Source organism: Cytobacillus mangrovibacter, assembly GCF_042865275.1.
GTDB lineage: Bacteria > Bacillota > Bacilli > Bacillales > Cytobacillaceae > Cytobacillus > Cytobacillus mangrovibacter.
The window spans coordinates 15,693-38,304 of record NZ_JBIACJ010000006.1 but is presented as its reverse complement, the minus strand read 5'-3'; the positions used below and the strand labels follow the sequence as shown (position 1 = coordinate 38,304).

19 protein-coding genes are annotated in these 22,612 nt (G+C 39.1%); 2 read left to right on the top strand and 17 right to left on the bottom strand.

Annotated features, from left to right (window positions below; all coding sequences use genetic code 11):
- Window positions 1–41: 41 nt before the first annotated feature.
- The 16 genes from ACFYKT_RS12170 to ACFYKT_RS12095 all read right to left on the bottom strand — a co-directional run bounded on the left by ACFYKT_RS12170 (window position 42) and on the right by ACFYKT_RS12095 (window position 20,734).
- Window positions 42–1,106 (bottom strand): LytTR family transcriptional regulator DNA-binding domain-containing protein, encoded by a 1,065-nt coding sequence (locus ACFYKT_RS12170; protein WP_389219831.1) that lies wholly within the window; start codon window positions 1,104–1,106, stop codon window positions 42–44.
- Between the two features lie 231 nt (window positions 1,107–1,337).
- The gene (gene gatB, locus ACFYKT_RS12165) at window positions 1,338–2,765 is read right to left on the bottom strand and encodes an Asp-tRNA(Asn)/Glu-tRNA(Gln) amidotransferase subunit GatB (protein WP_389219829.1); all 1,428 of its coding nucleotides are present in this window, start codon (window positions 2,763–2,765) and stop codon (window positions 1,338–1,340) included.
- A 13-nt stretch (window positions 2,766–2,778) separates the two neighbouring features.
- Window positions 2,779–4,236 (bottom strand): Asp-tRNA(Asn)/Glu-tRNA(Gln) amidotransferase subunit GatA, encoded by a 1,458-nt coding sequence (gatA, locus tag ACFYKT_RS12160; protein ID WP_389219827.1) that lies wholly within the window; start codon window positions 4,234–4,236, stop codon window positions 2,779–2,781.
- A gap of 13 nt (window positions 4,237–4,249) precedes the next feature.
- Window positions 4,250–4,540: an Asp-tRNA(Asn)/Glu-tRNA(Gln) amidotransferase subunit GatC gene (gene gatC, locus ACFYKT_RS12155; RefSeq protein WP_389219825.1), complete on the bottom strand. Its 291-nt coding sequence runs from the start codon at window positions 4,538–4,540 to the stop codon at window positions 4,250–4,252.
- Window positions 4,541–4,822: 282 nt separating this feature from the next.
- Entirely contained in the window at window positions 4,823–5,647 is an 825-nt protein-coding gene (locus ACFYKT_RS12150) for a VanW family protein (RefSeq protein WP_389219823.1), read from the bottom strand.
- Between the two features lie 196 nt (window positions 5,648–5,843).
- Window positions 5,844–6,296: a YueI family protein gene (locus ACFYKT_RS12145; protein ID WP_389219822.1), complete on the bottom strand. Its 453-nt coding sequence runs from the start codon at window positions 6,294–6,296 to the stop codon at window positions 5,844–5,846.
- A 352-nt stretch (window positions 6,297–6,648) separates the two neighbouring features.
- Complete coding sequence (gene aceA / locus ACFYKT_RS12140; RefSeq protein ID WP_389219820.1) at window positions 6,649–7,941, bottom strand: isocitrate lyase; 1,293 nt, start codon at window positions 7,939–7,941, stop codon at window positions 6,649–6,651.
- Between the two features lie 499 nt (window positions 7,942–8,440).
- Window positions 8,441–9,988 (bottom strand): L-glutamate gamma-semialdehyde dehydrogenase, encoded by a 1,548-nt coding sequence (pruA, locus tag ACFYKT_RS12135; protein ID WP_389219819.1) that lies wholly within the window; start codon window positions 9,986–9,988, stop codon window positions 8,441–8,443.
- A 219-nt stretch (window positions 9,989–10,207) separates the two neighbouring features.
- Window positions 10,208–11,356, bottom strand: a complete 1,149-nt coding sequence (locus tag ACFYKT_RS12130) for a CamS family sex pheromone protein (RefSeq protein WP_389219817.1) — start codon at window positions 11,354–11,356, stop codon at window positions 10,208–10,210.
- Between the two features lie 13 nt (window positions 11,357–11,369).
- Window positions 11,370–13,376, bottom strand: a complete 2,007-nt coding sequence (gene ligA / locus ACFYKT_RS12125) for an NAD-dependent DNA ligase LigA (RefSeq protein ID WP_389219815.1) — start codon at window positions 13,374–13,376, stop codon at window positions 11,370–11,372.
- A 282-nt stretch (window positions 13,377–13,658) separates the two neighbouring features.
- Window positions 13,659–15,884, bottom strand: coding sequence for a DNA helicase PcrA (pcrA, locus tag ACFYKT_RS12120; protein ID WP_389219814.1), 2,226 nt, complete (start codon window positions 15,882–15,884; stop codon window positions 13,659–13,661).
- Between the two features lie 129 nt (window positions 15,885–16,013).
- Window positions 16,014–16,697 carry a heptaprenylglyceryl phosphate synthase gene (locus ACFYKT_RS12115; RefSeq protein ID WP_389219812.1) on the bottom strand — a complete coding sequence of 228 codons (684 nt, stop codon included), beginning with the start codon at window positions 16,695–16,697 and terminating at the stop codon, window positions 16,014–16,016.
- 268 nt (window positions 16,698–16,965) lie between these two features.
- Window positions 16,966–17,355, bottom strand: a complete 390-nt coding sequence (locus ACFYKT_RS12110) for a hypothetical protein (RefSeq protein WP_389219810.1) — start codon at window positions 17,353–17,355, stop codon at window positions 16,966–16,968.
- Between the two features lie 133 nt (window positions 17,356–17,488).
- The gene (locus ACFYKT_RS12105; RefSeq protein ID WP_389219808.1) at window positions 17,489–17,800 is read right to left on the bottom strand and encodes a YerC/YecD family TrpR-related protein; all 312 of its coding nucleotides are present in this window, start codon (window positions 17,798–17,800) and stop codon (window positions 17,489–17,491) included.
- A gap of 27 nt (window positions 17,801–17,827) precedes the next feature.
- Window positions 17,828–18,892: a DUF3048 domain-containing protein gene (locus ACFYKT_RS12100; RefSeq protein WP_389219806.1), complete on the bottom strand. Its 1,065-nt coding sequence runs from the start codon at window positions 18,890–18,892 to the stop codon at window positions 17,828–17,830.
- Between the two features lie 99 nt (window positions 18,893–18,991).
- Window positions 18,992–20,734, bottom strand: a complete 1,743-nt coding sequence (locus ACFYKT_RS12095) for an adenine deaminase C-terminal domain-containing protein (RefSeq protein WP_389219804.1) — start codon at window positions 20,732–20,734, stop codon at window positions 18,992–18,994.
- Between the two features lie 166 nt (window positions 20,735–20,900).
- Between ACFYKT_RS12095 and ACFYKT_RS12090 the strand changes: the two genes are divergently transcribed.
- Both ACFYKT_RS12090 and ACFYKT_RS12085 read left to right on the top strand, forming a co-directional pair.
- A complete protein-coding gene (locus tag ACFYKT_RS12090; RefSeq protein ID WP_389219802.1) occupies window positions 20,901–21,182 on the top strand; it encodes a YgaP family membrane protein in 282 nt (93 codons plus the stop codon).
- Between the two features lie 66 nt (window positions 21,183–21,248).
- Entirely contained in the window at window positions 21,249–21,362 is a 114-nt protein-coding gene (locus tag ACFYKT_RS12085; protein WP_389219800.1) for an EYxxD motif small membrane protein, read from the top strand.
- Here the strand turns inward: ACFYKT_RS12085 and purD are convergent.
- Window positions 21,340–22,611 carry a phosphoribosylamine--glycine ligase gene (gene purD / locus ACFYKT_RS12080; protein ID WP_389219798.1) on the bottom strand — a complete coding sequence of 424 codons (1,272 nt, stop codon included), beginning with the start codon at window positions 22,609–22,611 and terminating at the stop codon, window positions 21,340–21,342. The genes ACFYKT_RS12085 and purD overlap by 23 nt on opposite strands.
- Window position 22,612 lies beyond the last annotated feature (1 nt).

The window sequence follows — 22,612 nt, the reverse complement described above, 5'->3', positions numbered from 1 at the left end:
ACATCAGGGTGAATGGTGCGTTATTTACATGGAATGGAGCATTATTTAAGGCCCAACATCCCTTTTAATTCTGCCATTTTCGTTTTCGATAACGGAATAGAAGATTTTTTCGCATCAGCCAATACTAAAGTAAAGCTATTTCTTGTCCAGGTGACAACCTCACGGACCTTTTGAAGATTGACAATGTAAGAACGGTGACATCTGAAGAACCCATAAGGATGCAGGCGATGTTCCAGCTCCACCATTGTAAACACACTTGGATAAGCTTCTCCCTTAATATAAATAGTGGACTGCCCTTCGTTACTCTCTATGTAATCAATTTCTGTCGGATCAAATAAAACGATTTTATCATTTACCTTTGTTGGGATCTTTTCAAAACGAACAGGCTGCACAATCACTTCATCTTCATTCATTTGATCCTCTGATTTAAGCTCTCCTTCTGATAGTGCATCCGCAGATTCTTCGTCAGAAACGACATCAAGTATATGCAATCCTGTTTCATCTAAGCGAAAAACCTTATTTGTTACAGCAAGTGCACTTTCCATGTTTCCAGTTAGAATGATAACACCTTTGCCTTTTTCACTCAGTTTTCTAACAAGCTTCAAAAATACACGTTTTGTTTCTAAATCTGCATTTTGATCTGGCTCTTCAAATAGAAGCAGGGCTGGATTTTGAAAAAGCAATCGTCCAAAATGAACTCTTCTCTTTTCAGATGCGGTTAGTCTGCTAATCGGTACATTTCGTTTAGCCTCGAGCTGAGTCATGCTCAATCCCTCATCAATTGATAGCCCTGAGCTGTACAATTTTTTGTAAAAAGAAAAATGATCCTTCACACTCAGCCTTTCATATAATCCATCGTTCAAAAGGAATAAGCCAACTTGGGAGAAATAAGCCTGTTTAGACTTTGTAACTACTTGCTCATTAATACGTATTTCCCCGCTTGAAGCAGAAAGCTCCCCTAGAAAAAGCTTTAATAATGAAGCCATTACGTTCGTACTCGAATGTATAGCAATCACATCCTTTTCCAATACTTCAAGGCTAAATGCTGGAAAAACTACTGAATGCTCCTCATGTTTTTCTAACTCATTGATTTTCAATATGCTCACTGAGATCACCTAAAGTTCAAATTATATTATTTAAAATCAATTATAAAAATACAAAAAAGATATATCTTTGCCATTTTAATGTTAAACCTTATTATACAACATTCCACTATTATCCTATTAATTACTATTCCTTTTCATACATATTTTGTAGAATGCTATCTTTTCCTAGGAAATATAAAGAGAAATTGTCGAAAAAGAGCTGGTGGGAGTATCCACCAGCTCTTTACACATTTATCTTTTCTTAATTTCTTCCATTAGTATTTTGTTTACCAATGGCGGGTTAGCTTGCCCTTTTGTTGCTTTCATGATTTGACCAACTAGGGAGCCCGCTGCTTTTTCTTTTCCATTTTTATAATCCTCAATGATTTTTGGATTATTATCTAATACTTCTGTGACAATTTTTAAAAGTGCGCCTTCATCTGAAATTTGGACAAGACCTTTTTCCTTTACAATCTTCTCCGCATCTCCGCCGTTCTCGATGAGCTCTTTTAACACTTTCTTAGCAATATTAGAAGAAATTGTTCCGTTTTCAATCAGCTTGATCATTCCAGAGAGTCCCTCAGGTGTCAATGCTGTTTCTACTAGCTCTTTTTGTACAGTTTTCAAGTAAGCGGAAACTTCGCCCATTATCCAGTTTGATGCCTGCTTAGCATCTGCACCGTTATGAACTGTTGCTTCAAAGAAATCAGCTGTTTCCTTTGTCACTGTTAGAATCGCAGCATCATAAGCAGGCAAACCAAGTTCTTCAACATAACGTTTCTTCCGCTCATCAGGAAGCTCAGGAATTTCAGCACGAATGCGCGCTTTCCATTCCTCATCAATATGAATATCTAATAGGTCAGGCTCTGGAAAATAACGATAATCATCCGAACCTTCTTTTACCCGCATAAGAATGGTTGTATTTGTCGCTTCATCATATCTTAATGTTTCCTGGCCAATAACACCGCCTGATAGGATTACCTGCTCCTGACGTTTCTCTTCATACTCAATCCCTTTGCGGACAAAGTTAAAGGAGTTTAAGTTCTTCAATTCTGTTTTTGTGCCGAACTCTTCCTGACCTACTGGCCGAATAGAAATATTCGCATCACAGCGGAGTGATCCCTCTTCCATTTTACAATCGGAGACACCTGTATATTGAATAATTGATTTCAGCTTTTCAAGATAAGCGTAAGCCTCATTAGCTGTTCGAATGTCAGGCTCTGAAACAATTTCAATCAGCGGTGTACCTTGACGATTATAATCAACTAATGAATAGCCATTTCCATGTGTCAGCTTTCCAGCATCCTCTTCTAAATGGATACGGGTAATCCCAATCTTCTTCTTATACCCATCCACTTCAATTTCAATCCAGCCATGCTCACCGATTGGTTTATCAAACTGGGAAATCTGAAAAGCCTTTGGATTATCAGGATAGAAGTAGTTTTTTCTGTCGAACTTTGTCACTGGTGCGATCTCACAGTTTAGTGCCATAGCCGCTTTCATCCCGTACTCAACGACTTTCTTATTTAGAACTGGCAGTACTCCTGGGTAGCCAAGGTCAATGACTGTCGTATTGGTGTTAGGTTCAGCGCCAAAATGGTTTGGGCTCGCTGAGAAAATTTTTGAGTTTGTTTTTAATTCTACATGGACTTCTAGTCCAATAACTGTTTCGAAATTCATTTAGTATCCCCCCTTACAGTGCCGGTTTCTGTTTGTGATATTCTGTTGCCTGTTCGAATGCATGTGCCACACGATAGATAGTCTGTTCATCAAAATGTTTGCCGATAATTTGCAGTCCAAGCGGCAGCCCTTTATCAAATCCACACGGAATAGAAATTCCCGGTACACCAGCAAGGTTCACAGGAATAGTAAGAATATCATTGGCATACATTGTAAGCGGATCTTTTGTATTCTCCCCAATCTTAAACGCAGGTGTAGGAGTTGTTGGTCCAATAATTACATCATATTTGTTAAATACATGCTCAAAGTCATTCTTAATTAATGTACGTACCTTTTGAGCCTTTTTATAGTAAGCATCATAATAACCTGAGCTTAATGCAAAAGTTCCTAGCATGATCCGGCGTTTAACTTCATCACCAAATCCTTCTGCCCGTGTTTTTTTATATAAATCAATTAATCTTTCCGCGTTCTCTGTCCGATAGCCGTAACGAACGCCATCAAATCTTGCAAGATTTGCAGAAGCTTCTGATGAAGATAATAAATAGTAAGTGGCTAACGCATATTTTGAATGTGGCAGGGAAACCTCTTCCCATGTTGCCCCAAGACTTTCTAGCACCTTTAAGGCATCCAAAACAGACTGACGCACTTCTTCATTAACACCTTCACCTAAATACTCCTTAGGAACGGCAATTTTCAAGCCTTTAATATCACCAGTCAGTGATTCAACAAAATTTGGAACAGTGACATTTGCAGAAGTAGAGTCCATCGAATCAAGACCTGCAATTGACTGTAATAAATAAGCATTATCCTCAACCGTTCTTGTGATTGGGCCAATTTGGTCGAGTGATGAAGCAAATGCAACAAGTCCAAAACGAGATACACGGCCATATGTAGGCTTCATTCCGACAACGCCACAAAAGGAAGCTGGCTGTCTGATAGAGCCGCCTGTATCTGATCCTAGGGAGAATAAAACTTCACCAGCCGCAACAGAGGCAGCTGATCCACCTGAAGACCCACCTGGCACCCTATCCAGATCCCATGGATTTCTTGTCTTCTTATAAGCAGAATTTTCATTAGATGATCCCATCGCAAATTCATCCATATTCAATTTGCCAATTGTAATCGTCTCTGCATCATGCAATTTATTCACAACTGTCGCATCATAGATTGGATCAAAGTTATGTAATATTTTACTAGCACAAGTCGTGCGTAATCCCTTTGTGACAATATTATCTTTTACACCGATTGGCATACCAAATAGAAGACCCTTTGATTCATCTGTATGGAGCTTTTCATCCATTGTTCTAGCAGTTTCGCGGGCTTTTTCCTCATCTAATGTCAAAAAAGCTTGCACCTGATCCTCAACTTCACTAATACGCTTGTACGATTCATCGACAAGGTCTGTAACTTTCAGTTCTTTTTTATGTAGTAACTCATGAAGCTCTGATACTTTATGATCAAATAAACTCAACTTATTTTCCTCCTTACTCCATAATTGATGGTACTTTTATTTGTCCATCCTGATGATCTGGTGCATTTTTTAGTACCTCGGATTGAGGGAGCCCCTCCTCAGATTTATCCTCTCGCATAACATTTTTCATATCTAATACATGAGAAGTCGGTTCAACATCATCCGTATTTATTTCATTCAACTGTTCCGCAAAAGAAATGATTGCATCTAGTTGATTTGTAAACTTTTCTGTCTCTTCTTCTGTAATTGCCAGCCTTGCCAAGTTTGCTACATGCTTAACCTGATCGGCAGAAATTCGTGACATATAAGCCACCTCCAAATATGTTCTTTTCTTCACACAATATGATTAATCATATCAAACTTTCACGCGTTAAACTACTACCTGATTTGATATATTATCCAATCCTTTTGCCTATTTTAACATGATTTGCAGTCAATTCGCAGTTCATACTCTATATATTGAAAAAACAATGGTGAGAACCGTAAATATAAATGTTTTGCCGAGGTAACAATTCTCTCTGCTAACCGGACGACCATTTTCTTTACACAGAAAAAGCCGTACCCTAGTGGATACCGCTTCATATGATTATAGACTTTCTCTGCTCTCTAATAGTGGCTCATACATCATGATTGCATGATTTTCAGTCACGAATTCATCACCGACAAGCTGATTTTGTCTATTATACACTTTTCTATAAATCTCGTTATGACGAAGATAACCACCCCAATAGGCAGGGGTGATTTCATGATGCTTCTCATATACCTCATATGTATAAAGGGCAGGCTCTTTTGCTCGCCATTCACCAACTAGATGCGTATCTGTTAGTTGAAGATGTAATTGATAGGGCATGTTCGTTTCATTTTTAATTTGCAAGTCGAGATAATTGTAAGCACATGTAGCTCCACTTCCAAACGGCTGTGTGCGGTTGGAATCTGGAAACACATCATAGCTATGCCGGTGTCTTTCTACGACAGCCAGCGGACTATGCAAGGTCATCCAATAAATCAAATTGGATAACTGACATAATCCTCCTCCAACACCTGTTTTATATTTTCCATAGTAAAGAACCATCCCATCCACATAACCCTTTTTATAGGTTGTTTTTCCAATAAGCTGCCAATAGGAGAACGTTTCACCTGGGTGAATGATTACCTTGTTGATTCTCGGCACAGCTTTTTGTAAATTGATAATTTTATTATGCTGTAAGCTCATCTCCACATCTTTTAGCTTCCGAAGAAGAATGGTTTGATGCTTTGCTATCGAATAAGGAAATGGTTCATCACTTTTCTGCTTGGCATATTTTTTCCCATCTGTTAACCATTCTATATATCTCTTAATCGTGTAAAACCATGTACCAGCACGAACTCTGCTTTTTGACCTTTGTTTCGGTCTTAAATCGACTGGATTCATCCTTTTCACCGCCAACTGAGCCATTTTATCTTTAAATTACCATGATTTTCAGTAATTTGGCAGTTTTTTTGCAAAATTCTCATTATTTTTGCAGGATTTCCCTTTATTTTGCGAAACTCCTAGTTTTTTTTCAAGTTTCCATATTTTTTTGCGAAAGTTCTAGTTTTTTTTGCAAATGCAAAAAACAGAAGGAGTCTTATTGACTCCTCCGCTTAAACACATTTGAAAAAATCGTGAAGACACCTTTTTTCTCCTTACCTTTTACTGCCATTGGATTTTCCATTACTTTTTTCACATAAATTTCCTCTCTATCTATTGCATAATCATATGCAAGGACAAGTCCGATTTCCGAATTGTGATCCTTATTGGTTACAATTGTATACTCAATCCTGTTATCTCCTGCAGCCTTCGTATATTTCGAAAGCTCTGAATAGCTCATATTTCCATTCAAGTAAAGATGGGCCTTTCCGTTTTCTTTGAATGCATCCTCTACCTGCTTATAAATTCCTGTTTCTCTAACTTGCGACTGTGTAAGTGCAATGACAATTCGTTCTCTCAATGTCCCAAGAAATTTCCTGCGTTCATCCGGATTGGTTTGTTTATCTCCATGAATTCCCTGCTGAATATAATCATCAATATCTTTATGCATAAGAACACCTCCTTCTGATATAAGAAAGACAAAAAAAGAAGAGCTATTTACTATGTATGTATCTATATTATCACTTGTGCCAGTATAGTCATTTCCTTTCTTAACAAAAAACATTCATGATCATCTTCTTACAACCAAGTATAAATATCTCTGCCTTCCTTCACTGCTCTGTTTACATAAATAAAGGCTTGTTCAATTAATCAGACTGGAAAATTTTTACAAAAAAATACCTCTCTTCATAGGAAGAGAGGAGCCATTTAGGAGAAAAAATTTAAATCACGATAGAATGGATGGATTCAAATGAAGACGCTGTATCCTTTATACGACATGCATGATATAAAGGATACGGTTGTTACGCCTCCTGCTTTGACGCAGTAAATTGTTCCTCTTCCGTTGACCCTTTAAGAGCAGTAGTTGAGGAAGTTCCGCCAGTAATTGTCATGGAAACTTGATCGAAATAGCCTGTACCCACCTCCCTTTGGTGTCTTGTTGCCGTATAGCCATATTCCTCGCTTGCAAATTCAGCTTGCTGTAATTCTGAGTAAGCAGCCATGCCATAATTTTTATAGCCTCTCGCTAATTCAAACATGCTATGATTAAGCGCATGGAATCCGGCAAGTGTCACGAATTGGAACTTGTAGCCCATTTTTCCAAGCTCCTCTTGGAATTTAGCAATGGTTTCATCATCAAGCTTCTTCTTCCAGTTAAATGACGGAGAACAGTTGTAAGCTAATAGCTTTCCAGGAAACTTCTCATGAATTGCTTCCGCAAAACGTCTTGCTTCGTCTAAATCTGGCTCTGACGTTTCACACCAGACAAGGTCTGCATATGGAGCATAGGCCAAACCTCTTGAGATCGCTTGATCCAGACCAGCATTTGTTCGAAAAAATCCTTCTGGTGTACGATCTCCAGTAATAAATGGTACGTCATAAGGATCCACATCACTTGTAATTAAATCTGCCGCATTTGCATCTGTACGGGCAATAATTAAAGTAGGTACGCCCATTACATCAGCTGCTAATCTAGCAGCAATTAAATTCTTCACTGCTGTCTGTGTTGGAAGCAGAACTTTCCCGCCAAGATGCCCGCATTTCTTCTCAGAAGATAGTTGATCCTCGAAGTGGACACCCCCCGCTCCAGCTTCAATCATTCCCTTCATCAATTCAAATACATTGAGCTGGCCGCCAAATCCTGCTTCAGCATCTGCCACAATCGGTGCAAACCAGTCAATCGATTGATCTCCCTCCATATGGTGAATCTGGTCAGCACGCTGCAATGCCTGATTAATTCTTTTCACAACATTCGGTACACTATTGGCTGGATACAGGCTCTGGTCTGGATACATATTACCTGATAGGTTTGCATCTGCTGCTACTTGCCAGCCACTTAAGTAAATGGCCTTTAATCCCGCTTTCACTTGCTGCACAGCTTGGTTTCCTGTTAATGCACCTAAGGCATTGACGAAGTCCTCTTCATGTACAAGCTTCCATAGTTTCTCTGCCCCTCTACGTGCCAATGTATATTCAATGTCAATGGATCCTCTTAATTTAATCACTTCTTCTGCTGAATATGGCCTTTCAATTCCGTTCCAGCGCTCATCCATTTCCCAGCTTTCTTGTAATTGTTGCACTCTTGCACTTGTCATAAAAAATTCCTCCTTTAAAATTTTTATCGATTCATAAATGAAGGTTATGTGCACTCTATATGAAGATCTTCTTCGTTGTTATAATACAGATTGTCGACTACGATAATTATTGTATAACAACATATCGGATATTGGAACAATAATTTTAAAAATTATCAGAAATTTCATTCGACAATTTCCAGCATTTTATTATGTATGGTCTCTAGAGTTTGTGAACTGGAACAGGCTAATTCCATTCATAAAGCTGATGAAGGACAAAATCCTGCTGGTTTCAGGAAAACTATCCTTCATAGGGTCGATGAAAGACAAAATCCTGCTAATCTCAGAAAAGCTGTCCTTCATAAGGCTGATGAAAGACAAAACCCTGCTGGTTTCAGAAAAACTGTCCTTCATAAGGCAGATGAAAGACAAAACCCTGCTAATTTCAGAAAAACGGTCCTTCATAAAAAAAGTGATCTGCCTATAAAGACAGATCACTTTCAAGAACATTTATTTAAAATTAGTACATTTCAGAAGTTGTTTTTGCTTGCATGTGAAGCTGGATGTAGTCAGGGCCGCCTGCTTTTGAGTCTGTTCCTGACATGTTGAATCCACCAAATGGCTGGTATCCAACGATAGCGCCTGTACAGCCGCGGTTGAAGTATAGGTTTCCAACATGGAAGTCTTCACGTGCTTTTTGGATGTGTTCACGGTTTGTTGTGATAACAGCACCTGTTAAGCCGTACTCCGTGTTGTTCGCAATTTCAATCGCATGGTCGAAATCTTTTGCTTTTGTAAAGCCGACTACTGGTCCGAAGATTTCTTCCTTCATGATGCGTGCTTCTGGATCAAGGTCAGCGAATACTGTTGGTTTAATGAAGTAGCCTTTGGAATCGTCTCCTTCTCCACCTGTCATTAGCTTTCCTTCTTTTTTGCCGATTTCAATATAGCTCATAATTTTATCATATGCACTTTGGTCAATTACAGTAGCCATGTAATTATTCGGATCTACTGGGTCCCCTTGTGTTAATTCATTCGTTAATTCCACGACACGATTTAACACTTGATCGTACACATCTTCAACAATTACTGCACGTGAACATGCAGAGCATTTTTGACCTGAGAAGCCAAATGCAGAGGCAACGATTGAAGTAGCAGCTAATTCAAGATCTGCTTCTTTATCGACAACGATTGTGTCTTTTCCGCCCATTTCGGCAATAACACGCTTCATCCAGACTTGTCCTTCAGATAATTTAGACGCGCGTTCGAAAATACGAAGACCAACATCGCGAGAACCTGTGAAGCTGATGAAACGAGTGTCTTTATGGTCAACTAAGTAGTCGCCCACTTCTGCACCGCTTCCTGGAACGAAGTTAAGTACACCTTTAGGTAGTCCTGCTTCTTCCATTACTTCAACGAATTTCGCTGCGACAACTGGAGTAGTTGAAGCTGGTTTTAACAGAACTGTATTTCCTGCCACGATTGCTGCAACAGTCGTTCCAGCCATGATCGCTAACGGGAAATTCCAAGGAGAAATGATGATTCCAACTCCTAATGGAATATAATCATAACGGTTAAATTCATTCGGACGGCTGTTTACTGGTACACCGTCTTTAATTTTCAATATTTGACGTGCATAGAATTCAAGGAAATCAATTGCTTCAGCAGTATCTGCATCCGCTTCATTCCATGGCTTTCCAGCTTCTTTCGTTAAAAGAGCAGAGAACTCATGCTTGCGGCGACGGATGATCGCAGCTGCTTTGAATAATACATCTGCACGTGTTTCTGCTTTCACCTTTTTCCATGTTTTAAATGCTTCAACAGCTGCTTGCATCGCTTTTTCAGCAAGATCGCGGTTTGCCTTTGATACGCTTCCAATCACTTCTGTTTTATTCGCAGGATTATAAGAAACGATTTTATCTTCAGTTGAAATGCGCTCGCCATCGATGACTAGATCGAAATTTTGACCTAAATAGCTTTCAACTGTTTTTAATCCAGCTAAATACGCTTCACGATTTGCTTCTTCTTTAAAATTCGTGAATGGTTCATGTCTGTATGCTTGTACCATGTTTACCGCCTCCTATGTATCTAACTTTACTTCTTTTTAAGCTAAAAACCTTAACAATTATGATACAGATTGCTTTATTATCTTCAAAAACTCATCCGTACCCCAACCCTTATATCTTAACATGTTTCATTTCACTTCTTCAAACATTCCGAGCAATTGAATACTATTTTAAACTAATAATTAGAGATAAAATTTTGGAAACTTTTATCTCTATTTAGCCTACTGGTAAATATGAACAAAAGGCTCATTCTGGTCTACTTTACGAACAATGAGTGCTTCTGGACCATTTACGGAGGAAATACTCACTTGAACAGAAATATATTCAGGAAAATACTTAATAACAAGACCGGTCACATATTGTGTAAACCCTACTGCTTCGGCTTTCCCATAAAACTGAATAGGAATATTAATACTTAACTCCTGTAATTGGCCCCGTGCATAGAATGCCTTTCCAATTACACCGTTAAAGTTAGGGAAATACTTTTCTACATCCTGTTTAAAGTTAAGGAAAGATGTAACATCATCTCGATGGCTTTCTGTTGCCTCTGTTGAGGGGAATTGAAGATATTTCTCATCAACCTTCTCCCAGCCTCCCAGTTCTGAACTCCCTTTTGCTGCGTTCGCATAGGCAAAGAAAGTACCCGGAACAACGGACGTCTTGCTCTGCTGTTCAAATAAAGCAATAGTTATAGGAACATCCTTTAATTCATCCATCTTCCGTAAGCGATTCAGAACTTCTTCAGCGATTTTCTTGCCTTCTTTCTCTAATTCCGGATGATCAATTTTCGTTTCATACGTAGCACCAAATTTGACCTTCTGGTAATAATAGACCGAGTTCAAACCTAAGCCAATTACAACTCCACCTAACTTAACTTGCCCCTCATCATTCTTCACTAAATAATTATGCTCTAAAATATGGGCAAGATATTTAGGATTCTCTTCATTCCCATTATCGAGAGGATTTAAACCAATATTTTCATCCTCTTTTAATCCCTTTTCATTTAATTGCTCAGGTGTAAATTTACGATTCAGCCATTGGCTCACTACATCACTTTTTATATATTGTCCTTCTTGAAATAAATATTTATCTGGATCAAAAGTATTTTGGGCAACTCTCATTAGCCCAGTTTCAAATTCAGTAATATTATATTTCGAATTGATGTTATTAACGACAAGTCCTCTTGACTCACTTGGTTTAAAGGGCAAGATCGTTTGATAGTAATTATCAGAAATTTTGTAGTTTGGAATGATCGCTTTCTCTTTTGCATCTTCTTTATCCTGAACGACTTCCTCCTGCTTATTAAAGTTTGGCGCACAGCCAGAAAGCAGCAGAACAAGAGACAGAGCTAGCATGATCGTTTTCTTCATGGTATTTCACCTCTTACACATTTAATTCTTCAACCAGTCTCTCTTCGTCCCAAATCTCAAGGCCTAATTCCTGTGCTTTTGCAAGTTTCGAACCAGCATCTTCTCCAGCGATGACAATATCTGTTTTCTTGCTGACACTTCCTGACACATTACCGCCTAAAGCTTCGATTTTTTCCTTTGCTTCATTTCTTTTTAGCTTCTCTAATTTTCCTGTTAGAACCACTGTCTTCCCAGCAAAAATTGAATCCGAACTCTCAATAGGAATAAGCTTTGGCCCTTGATATTCCATGTTAACACCAGCAGATTGCAATTCACCAATCAAGGCTTTCGCTTCTTCTAATCCAAAATAGTTAACAATTGAATCAGCCATTTTTTCGCCTATTTCATTAATAGCTGTTAATTGTTCATAATCTGCAGTTATTAACGCATCCATCTTTTCAAATTGCTGTGCCAGCGTTTTTGCCGCTTTTGCACCTACATGCCGAATCCCAAGGCCGAATAATAGCTTCTCAAGGGAATTGGCTTTGGATGCCTCAATGGCCAGTAACAGATTATTAGCTGACTTTTCTCCCATACGCTCCAATTGTATCAATTGTTCATAAGTCAACTTATACAAATCGGCTACATCTTGGATCAGGTTTTCTGAAAATAATTGACTGATTACTTTTTCCCCTAAGCCATCAATATTCATCGCATTTCGAGAGACAAAATGAATAAGTCCCTCCCGTATTTGTGCTGGGCATTTCGGATTAATGCAACGCAGGGCAACCTCTCCATCAAGGCGAACAAGATCACTAGCACATTCTGGACAGTGAGTGGGCATATGAAATTCAACTTCTTCACCTGTTCTGCGATCTGCAAGAACATTGACCACTTCAGGGATAATATCCCCTGCTTTTTTCACAACCACTTGATCACCAATTTTGATATCTTTTTCCCGAATAAGATCTTCATTATGAAGGGATGCACGCTGAACAGTCGTTCCTGCGACACGGACTGGCGTAAGGATTGCCGTCGGTGTGACCACTCCAGTCCTCCCTACACTTAAATCAATAGCTATTAATGTGGTGACGACTTCCTCAGCAGGAAATTTGTAGGCAATTGCCCAGCGTGGGCTCTTTGCCGTTGTCCCAAGCTGTTCCTGATCTTCAAGTGAATCCACCTTAATAACGATCCCATCAATATCATACTGAAGATTCGGCCGTTCATTTGTCCAATGTTGGATATACGTCATCACTTCTTCGATATTCGCACACTTTTGTCTTTCCTTGTTCGTCTTGAATCCAAGCGTATCCAATAAATCAAGTGCTTCACTATGCGATTGAACACCTGTTTCTCCTGTATCTGAGACACCATAAAGAAATACATCAAGATTTCGTGATGCCGCAATTCGGGGATCAAGCTGTCTTAATGAACCAGCTGCAGCATTTCTAGGATTAGCAAAGGCTTCTTCCCCCTTTTCTGCCTTTACTTTGTTCAATGCTTCAAAAGAGCTTTTTGGCATAAAGGCTTCCCCGCGTACTTCCATGGAAATGTCTCTATTCAGACGCAATGGAATTGAACGGATTGTTCGTAGATTTGCAGTAATATTCTCACCAGTAGAGCCATCCCCGCGTGTTGCTCCCAGAATAAATAGTCCATCCTGATAGCGAAGAGATACAGCTAATCCATCGATTTTCAGCTCGCATACATAAGAAACATTATCTCCAGCCGACTGTCGAACACGACGATCAAAATCTCTAAGGTCCTGCTCATTAAATGCATTCCCAAGACTAAGCATTTGTGATTGATGCTGAACTTTCTCAAACATTTCGAGGATCTCTCCACCGACACGCTGAGTTGGGGAATCGGCTGTTTTTAGTTTAGGAAACTGTTCTTCCATTTCATTAAGTTCCCTCAGCAGTGTATCATATTCCGAATCTGGGACAGATGGCTGATCAAGAACATGGTATTCATAATTATATTGATTGAGTAGCTTTTGTAATTCTTTTACCCTAATTTCAGCTGTCTGAAGGTCCATACATTCAATCCTTTCATTCAAAATAAAAACTATTTTCGCAAACATTGCTGCTTTTAACATGAATAGGTAGAGGTTGATTTCCGCTCCAGGGTGTTCCCTTTCCGCTGGGTGGGCGCTGAGCCTCCTCGGTGCAAAAGCACCTGCGGGGTCTCAGCTGTCCCACTACTCCCGCTGGAGTCTCACACCCTTCCGCTCCAATCAACAACCTTATTTGTAATTTATTTATTCGAAAACAATAATCTTTTAGAAAAAAAGCCAAAATAAGCAACTGATTTTCTGCTATTATCCTTTTGTAATGGGGGCAAATTTAGCCAATAATCGTTTAATGCCTGTTGGTTTTGGAAAGGCAATATCTAGTTCGATTCCTTCTCCTGATCCTTTTACGCTTACAACCGTACCTGTTCCCCATTTACCGTGTACCGCTTTATCGCCGACCTTCCAAGCAATTTCGTCTCCACCCGTTGTGTTTGTTGCTGGACGGATGACTGGCTTTCTTTGTGGCTGCCTAGTAGATGCAGCATCAAACGGCGAGGTTCCAAATGGAGAAGCTTTCTTTTGTACAGGCTGTAATCCATCTAAAAGATCTTCAGGAATCTCTTTTATAAAGCGTGAAGGGGCATTCATATTTGTTCGACCGTACAAAGTACGCATTTGTGCATTGGATAGGAACAGCTCTTCCTCTGCCCGAGTGATTCCCACATAAGCAAGCCGACGCTCTTCTTCCATTTCGGCTTCTTCCATTAAAGAACGGCTATGCGGAAATACCCCTTCTTCCAATCCGATTAAAAAGACTACCGGAAATTCAAGCCCCTTCGCAGAATGTAGTGTCATTAATACAACAGCATCCTTTTGTTCCCCATCTTCATCTAACTTATCGATATCCGCGACAAGTGCTAAGTCTGTTAAAAAGGCAATAAGGCTCTTGTCTTCACTGCCTTCTTCAAAGTTTTTCGTCACCGACATAAACTCTTCAAGGTTTTCAAGGCGGCTTTCTGCTTCAATTGATTTCTCCGCTACAAGCATCTCCCGGTAACCAGACTTCTCTAGAATTTCTTCTACTAATTCTGTGACAGAAAGGTATTCCTGCATCTGTGTATAGCTCTTAATTAAGTCTCTAAATTCAGCTGCCGCTTTCGTGATTTTCGGACTTAATCCAATCAGATCAATTGAATCCAATGCTTCAAACATCGTCATTTCATGCAATAATGCAAAATTAGCGATTTTATCAATCGAGCCCGATCCAATTCCTCGCTTCGGCACATTAATGATACGTTGGAGGCTAATATCATCATCCGGATTCGCAATTAAGCGTAAATAAGCAAGAATATCCTTAATTTCTTTCCGATCATAGAACTTGATCCCACCAACAATAGCGTATTCAATATTAGATTTTAACAGCACTTCCTCCATCACACGAGATTGAGCGTTTGTGCGATAAAGTATAGCTATATCCGATAGATTTCGATTGCTATCACGCAGCTGTTCTTTTATTTTTCCAACAACAAATTGAGCCTCACTCTGCTCACTATCTGCCCGGTAATAAAAGATTTTGTTTCCTTCTTGATTTTCCGTCCAAAGATTCTTCGGCTTACGGTTCGTATTCCTTCCAATCACTTCATTTGCAGCTAGCAGAATTCTTTTTGTTGACCGATAATTTTGTTCAAGCAAAATCACCTGTGCATTCGGGTAATCCTTTTCAAACGAAAGGATATTAGCAATATCCGCCCCACGCCAACGATAGATTGATTGATCAGAGTCACCAACAACACAAAGGTTTTTAAAGCGAGCAGCAAGAAACTTTACAAGCATATACTGTGCTCTGTTCGTATCCTGATACTCATCGACATGAATGTACTGGAATTTGCGCTGATAATATTCGAGTACTTCTGGTACACGTTGAAATAGCTGAATGGTTATCATGATTAGGTCATCGAAATCCAATGCATGGTTTCTTCGTAGTCTTTTCTGATATTCTGCATAAACATCACTAACCACTTGTTGGAAATACTCACCAGCAGTCTTCGCAAATTCCTCAGGAGTTATTAATTCATTTTTCGCTGAACTGATTGATCCCAGTATGGCTCGTGGATCAAACTTTTTTGGATCAATGTTTTTAGCTTTCAAAATCGACTTAATCACTGATTGCTGATCTGTCGTATCTAAGATTGTAAAATTGCGGTTGTAGCCAAGTCTGTCAATATCTCTTCTTAAAATCCGTACACACATGGAGTGGAAAGTTGAAATCCAAATTTCATCCGCTACTCCACCCATCATTTTATAAATACGTTCCCGCATCTCTCTTGCTGCTTTATTTGTAAATGTAATCGCTAAGATGTTATAAGGGTTCACACTTTTTTCTACCATTAAATAAGCGATTCTATGTGTTAGCACCCTTGTCTTTCCACTGCCCGCTCCTGCCATAATCAATAGAGGGCCATCGGTTGTCTTTACAGCAGTTTGCTGCTCAGGATTTAGTCCATTCAACAGTTTATCGCTTAAATAGTTCATTTCTTTCCCTCACCACCATACAAACATATGTTCCTTATTATATTAAAGCTTTCTCTATCATGAAAGCAAGTCATTCATAGACTAATAAATCTTTTTAATCTCAATTGATTGCTTATCCAACACTACAGACTATTCGACTGCCTTTACTGTTTTTAGTGCCATTTCTAAATCTTTATAAATGATATTTCCAACGACGATAACGTCTGCAAATAAAGCCATTTCTTTAGCTTGCTCTAATGTTTCAATTCCTCCACCATAAAATAAAGTTGTTTCCTCAAGTACTTTCTTAACTTCAGATACGGTTTCTTGATTCCCGTATTTCCCACTGTATTCAAGATAAAAAATAGGCAGTTGAAACATTTTTTCCGCCATCATTGCATAGGCTTTTATTTCTTCAATTGTTAATTCTGTCTTTGCATTTGTAAGCTTTGCTGCTTTACAATCTTCATTCAGGATACAGTAGCCTTGAACTAGAATTTCCTCCCAATTCATCACCTCACCAAATTCTTTAACAGCCTCATGATGAAGACCAGTAATCCATTTTGTATCCGTACTATTTAAAACAGTTGGGATAAAATAAAAATCAAATCCTGGTGTGATCGAATCAATAGCTGATATCTCAAGCACACATGGAACTGTGTACCTCCGAACTCTAGCCATTAAATCAAGAACCTTTTCTAAAGTAATACCATCTGTTCCGCCCACAATAATGGCATCTGTTCCCGATTCACAAATCCTTTCCAAGTGTTCATCAGAAATACTTTTATCTGGATCGAGCTTAAACACATGGCGCCACTCGCGAACATCGTACATCCATACTTCCCCCATTCTATCATTCCATTTCATCATTATATCATTAGTATAATGATTCAAAAAGAAAAGCGGAATCAGCTTGATCAGACCCGGCTAACATGGGACAAACCGGCATAAAAGTAGGACTTTAACCATTTGATGGATTAACTTATGACTCAAAAGTCTAGGCTTCAAAAATTTTGAGATAACGACTTTCGACCAAAGAAAAAACCATTGGATTTGATCCGAATGGCTTGGGTTTGATTGTCCTTCATGATGAAGAACCTTTTTATGTGCGTCCTGCTTCATTTTGTCCTTCATTGCTCTTATGAAGGACTTTTTCCTGCAGATCCTGTTCGTTTTGTCCTTCATTGCCCTTATGAAGGACTTTTTCCTGCAGATCCTGTTCATTTTGTCCTTCATTGCCTTTATGAAGGACTTTTTCCTGCAGATTCCGTTTGTTTTGTCCTTCATTGCCCTTATGAAGGACTTTTTCCTGCAGATCCTGTTCGTTTTGTCCTTCATTGCCCTTATGAAGGACTTTTTCCTGCAGATCCTGTTCGTTTTGTCCTTCATTGCCCTTATGAAGGATTTTTTCCTGCTGGTCCTGCTCATTTTGTCCTTCATTGCCTTTATGAAGGACTTTTTCCAGCTTGGCCAGCTCCAGTTTGTCCTTCATTCGCTGTTCCAACCAACTCCCTTGTTCAGACTCCGTTATCACGAGGAAATGCAAAAAAGCTTGGAATATGCTCCAAGCCTTTTTCGATTAATCTTCTATTAGATTTAGCTGTTGGGACAACATCACTATAAAGTTATTCTTCTGCTTCCGTAGACTCTTGCTTAATCCGATCTAATGCCATTTCATATGCATCATTCCCATAATTTAGGCAACGTTTTACACGAGAGATGGTTGCTGTGCTTGCACCCGTTTCGGTTTCAATCTTATGATATGTCTTTCCTTCACGGAGCATGCGGGCAACCTCAAGCCGCTGGGAGAGGGATTGAATTTCATTTACAGTACAAAGATCATCAAAGAAACGATAGCATTCCTCTAAATCCTTTAACGATAGAATTGAATTGAATAGCTGGTCGAGTTCTTTACCTCTTAATTTATCAATTTGCATTCATGATACTCCTTTATTTATGAAATACTATTCCTTTACTTCAAAAGAAACAGTTTGTTCTAAACCTGGGTTTGAAGGAATGACATTAATCCATGTTCTGCCTGGTACAAGTCCCACGTTCTTTCCGTTTAAGACAGGTAGAATCTTTCCATCAATATTTTCCCACTCTACTTCCTTCCATTTGCCCTTTTGCAGCAAATAGGCTTGGCCGCCTGAGGTTAAATCAATCGATCTGCGGCCTTCATCATCAATTATCTTATGGTCCGTTTCAACGATGAATATATTATCCAGTAGTACTGGATCACCTGAATCATAATCTGCTGTTAATTCCCCATTGGTATATCGTTTATACTTTCCAAGATCTTCATCATACTCATAGATGGAATTAAATAGGTTACTGTTAAAATAAGAAACCATAGCTGATGAAGCGATTTCTCCATCTACTTCATCTACTTCGCTTTTATTTAAAAAAGTAAGTGCTGATGGGGCTTCATCCATCTGATAGTCCCTTTTATCTGCACCCTTTAAAATATTTTCAAATGATATATAAGAGTTATGAGGGGCCTTCCGAAAACTAGCACGCTTAAAAAGCGTCCCATCGTATGTAATCCCATTTAAGTTATCGATATAGCCTTTATCAAGCATTGCCTTTGCTTCAGGACTATATCCGTGAGCAATATATAGACTGTCATACCCTTTTGCTAATTCAATAAAATAGTCCCTTGCACTTCGGACAGGACCAACTGTTTCTGGCTGTTCACTTTGAAAAATAGCAAGAAATCGGGTGATATTTCCTTCTGCTAATAATTCATAAACAATATCCGCTTTCTCTAGTCCTGATTGCGGGCGTGCTTTCGGATCATTATTAATCATAACGGCGATTGCTCGACCATCAGCTTGATCTTCAGTTCCAACTCCAGTTAACGGAAATTGAAAAGGAAGTTCTTTCTCTTCAGTTTCCCCATCTGATACAGCTTCTTCTGGTACCTCAATCACTTCATCTTCACTTTCTCCTGTGATTTCATCATTCTTACTGCATCCTGATACTAGGAGCAAAGCAACAGCAGAAGCAGCCATCCATTTGTTAAACATAAAACACCTCTGTAATTGGTTTCGTCTATTTACGGTAAGTGTGGCAAACAAAATGAATCAAATATGCTATCTTCATTAAACGTTAAACTCTTTTATATTTTAACGCATTATCGTTGGAAAGAGTACTGTTTTATTCATCACATCATACATTCCTCGCTGGGTCATCCGTATATATGGCAAGTGAGTAGACGAAAAGAATAGAAGGGAATAGATAGGATCCGCAAACTGGTAGCCTCTTTCTCTTAAGTAGCCTAACAATTGCTTTTCCTGTTCAATTAAAATTTCTACTTTTTGATCAGACATCACTCCTTTAAGCTTGAGTGGAATCTCTTGAACAACTTCAGCATTTTCAGAGATGATAATACCGCCTCCTAATTCCTTCATCCGCTTAAAAGCGATCATAATATCTGATTTGCTTTTGCCAATCAAAATGATATCGCCTGTATTTGAAAAAGAACTAGCTAGTCCGTCTACCCGATTGGCAAAACCCTTTAAAATTGTATTGATACGCCATTGACCATTTTTATCGATTAACATAAAGAAACTCTCATCATTCGAATAGGCTAACCGATCACTAGAAATATCAGTGGAGATTGAGTATGGTTTTGTTATCACAGCATTCTCCATTTTAATCCCAAAAGGCATTGAGAATTGCAAATCATTTGAACTAAGATCCCAATCAATACTTAAAGGTTCAAACCCTTTATCTTCCCACGAAATTGGCTGGGTGGTATCGACTGCTTTCCCATCCTTTTTTACCCATTTGCCTTTCGCCAACACAGAGACAGGAGTAGGGTTCGTTTCGGAAGTAAGAAAGTTTATATTAGCTACTCTTCCTGTAGCGATAGATCCATGCAGGTGATTGATATTATAGTAACGCGCGATATTAATCGTTCCCATATTATAGGCATCAATTACTGGAACGTCTTTTTCGATCGCTATCCGAATCATATGGTCAATCATTCCCTGTTCATAGAAAGAAGAGGAAGAACCATCTGTTGTAAAAATAATCTGATCATAATAATCAATGCCCAGTTTATGCATTTCATCTAATAACACCGGCAGATCTGGACGAATGGAGGAATAGCGTAATGATACAGTATATCCTTGCATCAATCGGTCATAAACTTCTTTTCCTGTCATCGATTCATGATCACAATCTGCTCCAAGCAGCATTAATTTGGCCAATGTTTTTTCCGATGCCCCGGGAAAATGGCCTTCTATTTTCTTTCTCATTCGCTTTGCTTCCTGCATCCAATGGAGCATTAAATCATCACCCGCTAATAACTTCGGCCAGCCGGTCAATTCTCCTCCCTGCAATACAGCATCATGTTCCAGCCATGATTTTACATTACTGTGTGAGAAGATGATTTCTTCATTTTGGATTTCAGTTTGAGCATCAAACCTGCACCACCAATACATCGTGGTTGGAAGATTCCTTAGTTCTCCCAAAAGAGAAAACGCTTTCTTTTTATCTAACTGCAAAGCAAGGACCATATTATCATTGATCAATGTTGTTGTTCCAAAATGAGATGCATAGCTGGCAAATGAATGGGGATTATATAATTGAAACGGATGGGCATGGGGTTCTATATAACCTGGAACAAGCAATAAATCTTCACATTCCATTATTTCACATTGCCTAATATTTTCAGGTAGCTTCTCCCCGACATAGATGATGCGATCATCGTATATCCAAATATTTGCCGTCATCCATTTGCGAAATGCTTGATTGAGATAACGTGCATTTTTCAGTAGTAATGTCGGTGAAAGTTTTCCGTCTAAAACGGAAACATGATCACGCAAGTGCTTATTTTTCCAACGGTAACGCTGTTCCAGCACATAAGTCCCTCCCTCTTTATCTAATTCATCCTGTTATTCCCTTTAAAGGGAAGTAAATCAGGTAAGAAAGCCCTTTCATAGTATGTTTTATATTACCATATTTCACTATTTAACGCATTAAAGAAAAAGGAAAATCAATAAAATATACCTAATAGAAGGTGAGAAAATGAATATCAAACCAAATATTGGAATGATCAATGCTTTAATCCGTATTACATGTGGATTGACAATATTAGCTTTCAGTACAGCAAAGTTTTCAAAAAAGCCTTGGTGTGAATCTTATATGCTATTGGCCTTTCTTGGTGCAATGAAAGTAGCAGAAGGGATTGTTCGTTTCTGTCCAGTCACAGCTCTTTTTGAAAATGGACAGGAAAAGCAAAGTGGGAATACACAGCAGGAGCATGAAGAAATAAAACTTACCGATATTCTTCCATATAACCCAAGTTGAGGAGAAGGAAGATGATAAATAAAGCCCCCATTATATTTGGGGGCTATACATAAAGGAGTGGCACAAATGTTTTGGGAATACCTCACAGATATGTCTTTTGTACTGATTGCACTTATTGGCAGTATCGTCGCTTTGCTCTTCGTTTATATCCGAAAATCTAATAAACGGCGTGCCCGATAGCTTTATATCCAATATCTTTACGATAAAAAATACCAGCACAATTGATTTTTCTTAATTCATCATAAACTTTCTCTTGCGCCTCTTGTAATGTTTTCGCTTTTGCACCTGCAAGCAGGACACGGCCGCCATTCGTAATAAATTCTTTAGCACGATTTATATCTGTTCCAGCATGAAACACATAAACATCTGAACTAATTTCTTGCAGTCCTTCTAATACTGCGCCTTTTCTATACTGTTCCGGATATCCAACAGAAGCAGCAACAACACCCAGCATGACCTGTTCATCCCAAATGATTTCAGGTCTTTCTCCACGAACCACAGCAAGCATGACTTCCGCTAGATCTGATTTCATCCTCGGTAGAATCACCTGTGTTTCAGGGTCACCAAATCGTGCATTGAATTCAATGACTTTAGGGCCAGCTTCGGTAATGATCAATCCGGCATAGAGTACACCGCAAAATTCTCTGCCTTCTTGCACAAGTGCTTTCGCTGTCGGCTGCAAAATCGTTTCCACAGCTGTTCTCACAATCGCATCACTAATATGCGGTACTGGAGAATAAGCACCCATTCCCCCCGTATTCGGACCTAAGTCACCATCGTATGCACGCTTATGATCCTGAGCAATCTCAAGTGGAACAACTGTTTCACCATTCACAAACGCCATTAGAGAGATCTCTTCACCCGTTAGGAATTCTTCCATAACAACCGTTGATGAAGCATGGCCAAACTGCTCATTCAACAACATTTCTTTAAGACTCTTTCTTGCCTCATCCATCGTCATTGCAACAGTGACACCTTTACCAGCTGCCAAACCATCTGCTTTAATAACAATCGGTGCACCTTTTTCCTCTAAATAAGCACTCGCTTCTTCATAGTTAGAGAAAACAGCATAATCAGCTGTTGGAATCTTGTATTTTTTCATTAATTCTTTTGCAAAAGACTTGCTGCCCTCTATAATCGCGGCCTCTTTTCTCGGCCCAAAAGCAACTAAGTCTTCTTCTTGAAAACGATTCACAAGACCCTCTAGCAATGGAACCTCTGGTCCCACAACTGTCAAAGCAATCTCATTTTCCTTTGCAAATTGGATAAGCTGTTCCTGCTCATGCTCCTGAATGGTTACAAGCGTTGCGACATCTTCCATTCCTGGATTTCCATGTGCGACAAATACTTGCCGAACTGCCTGACTCTCGGAAAGCTTTCGGCAAATTGCATGCTCACGTCCACCTCTGCCAATGACTAATACATTCATT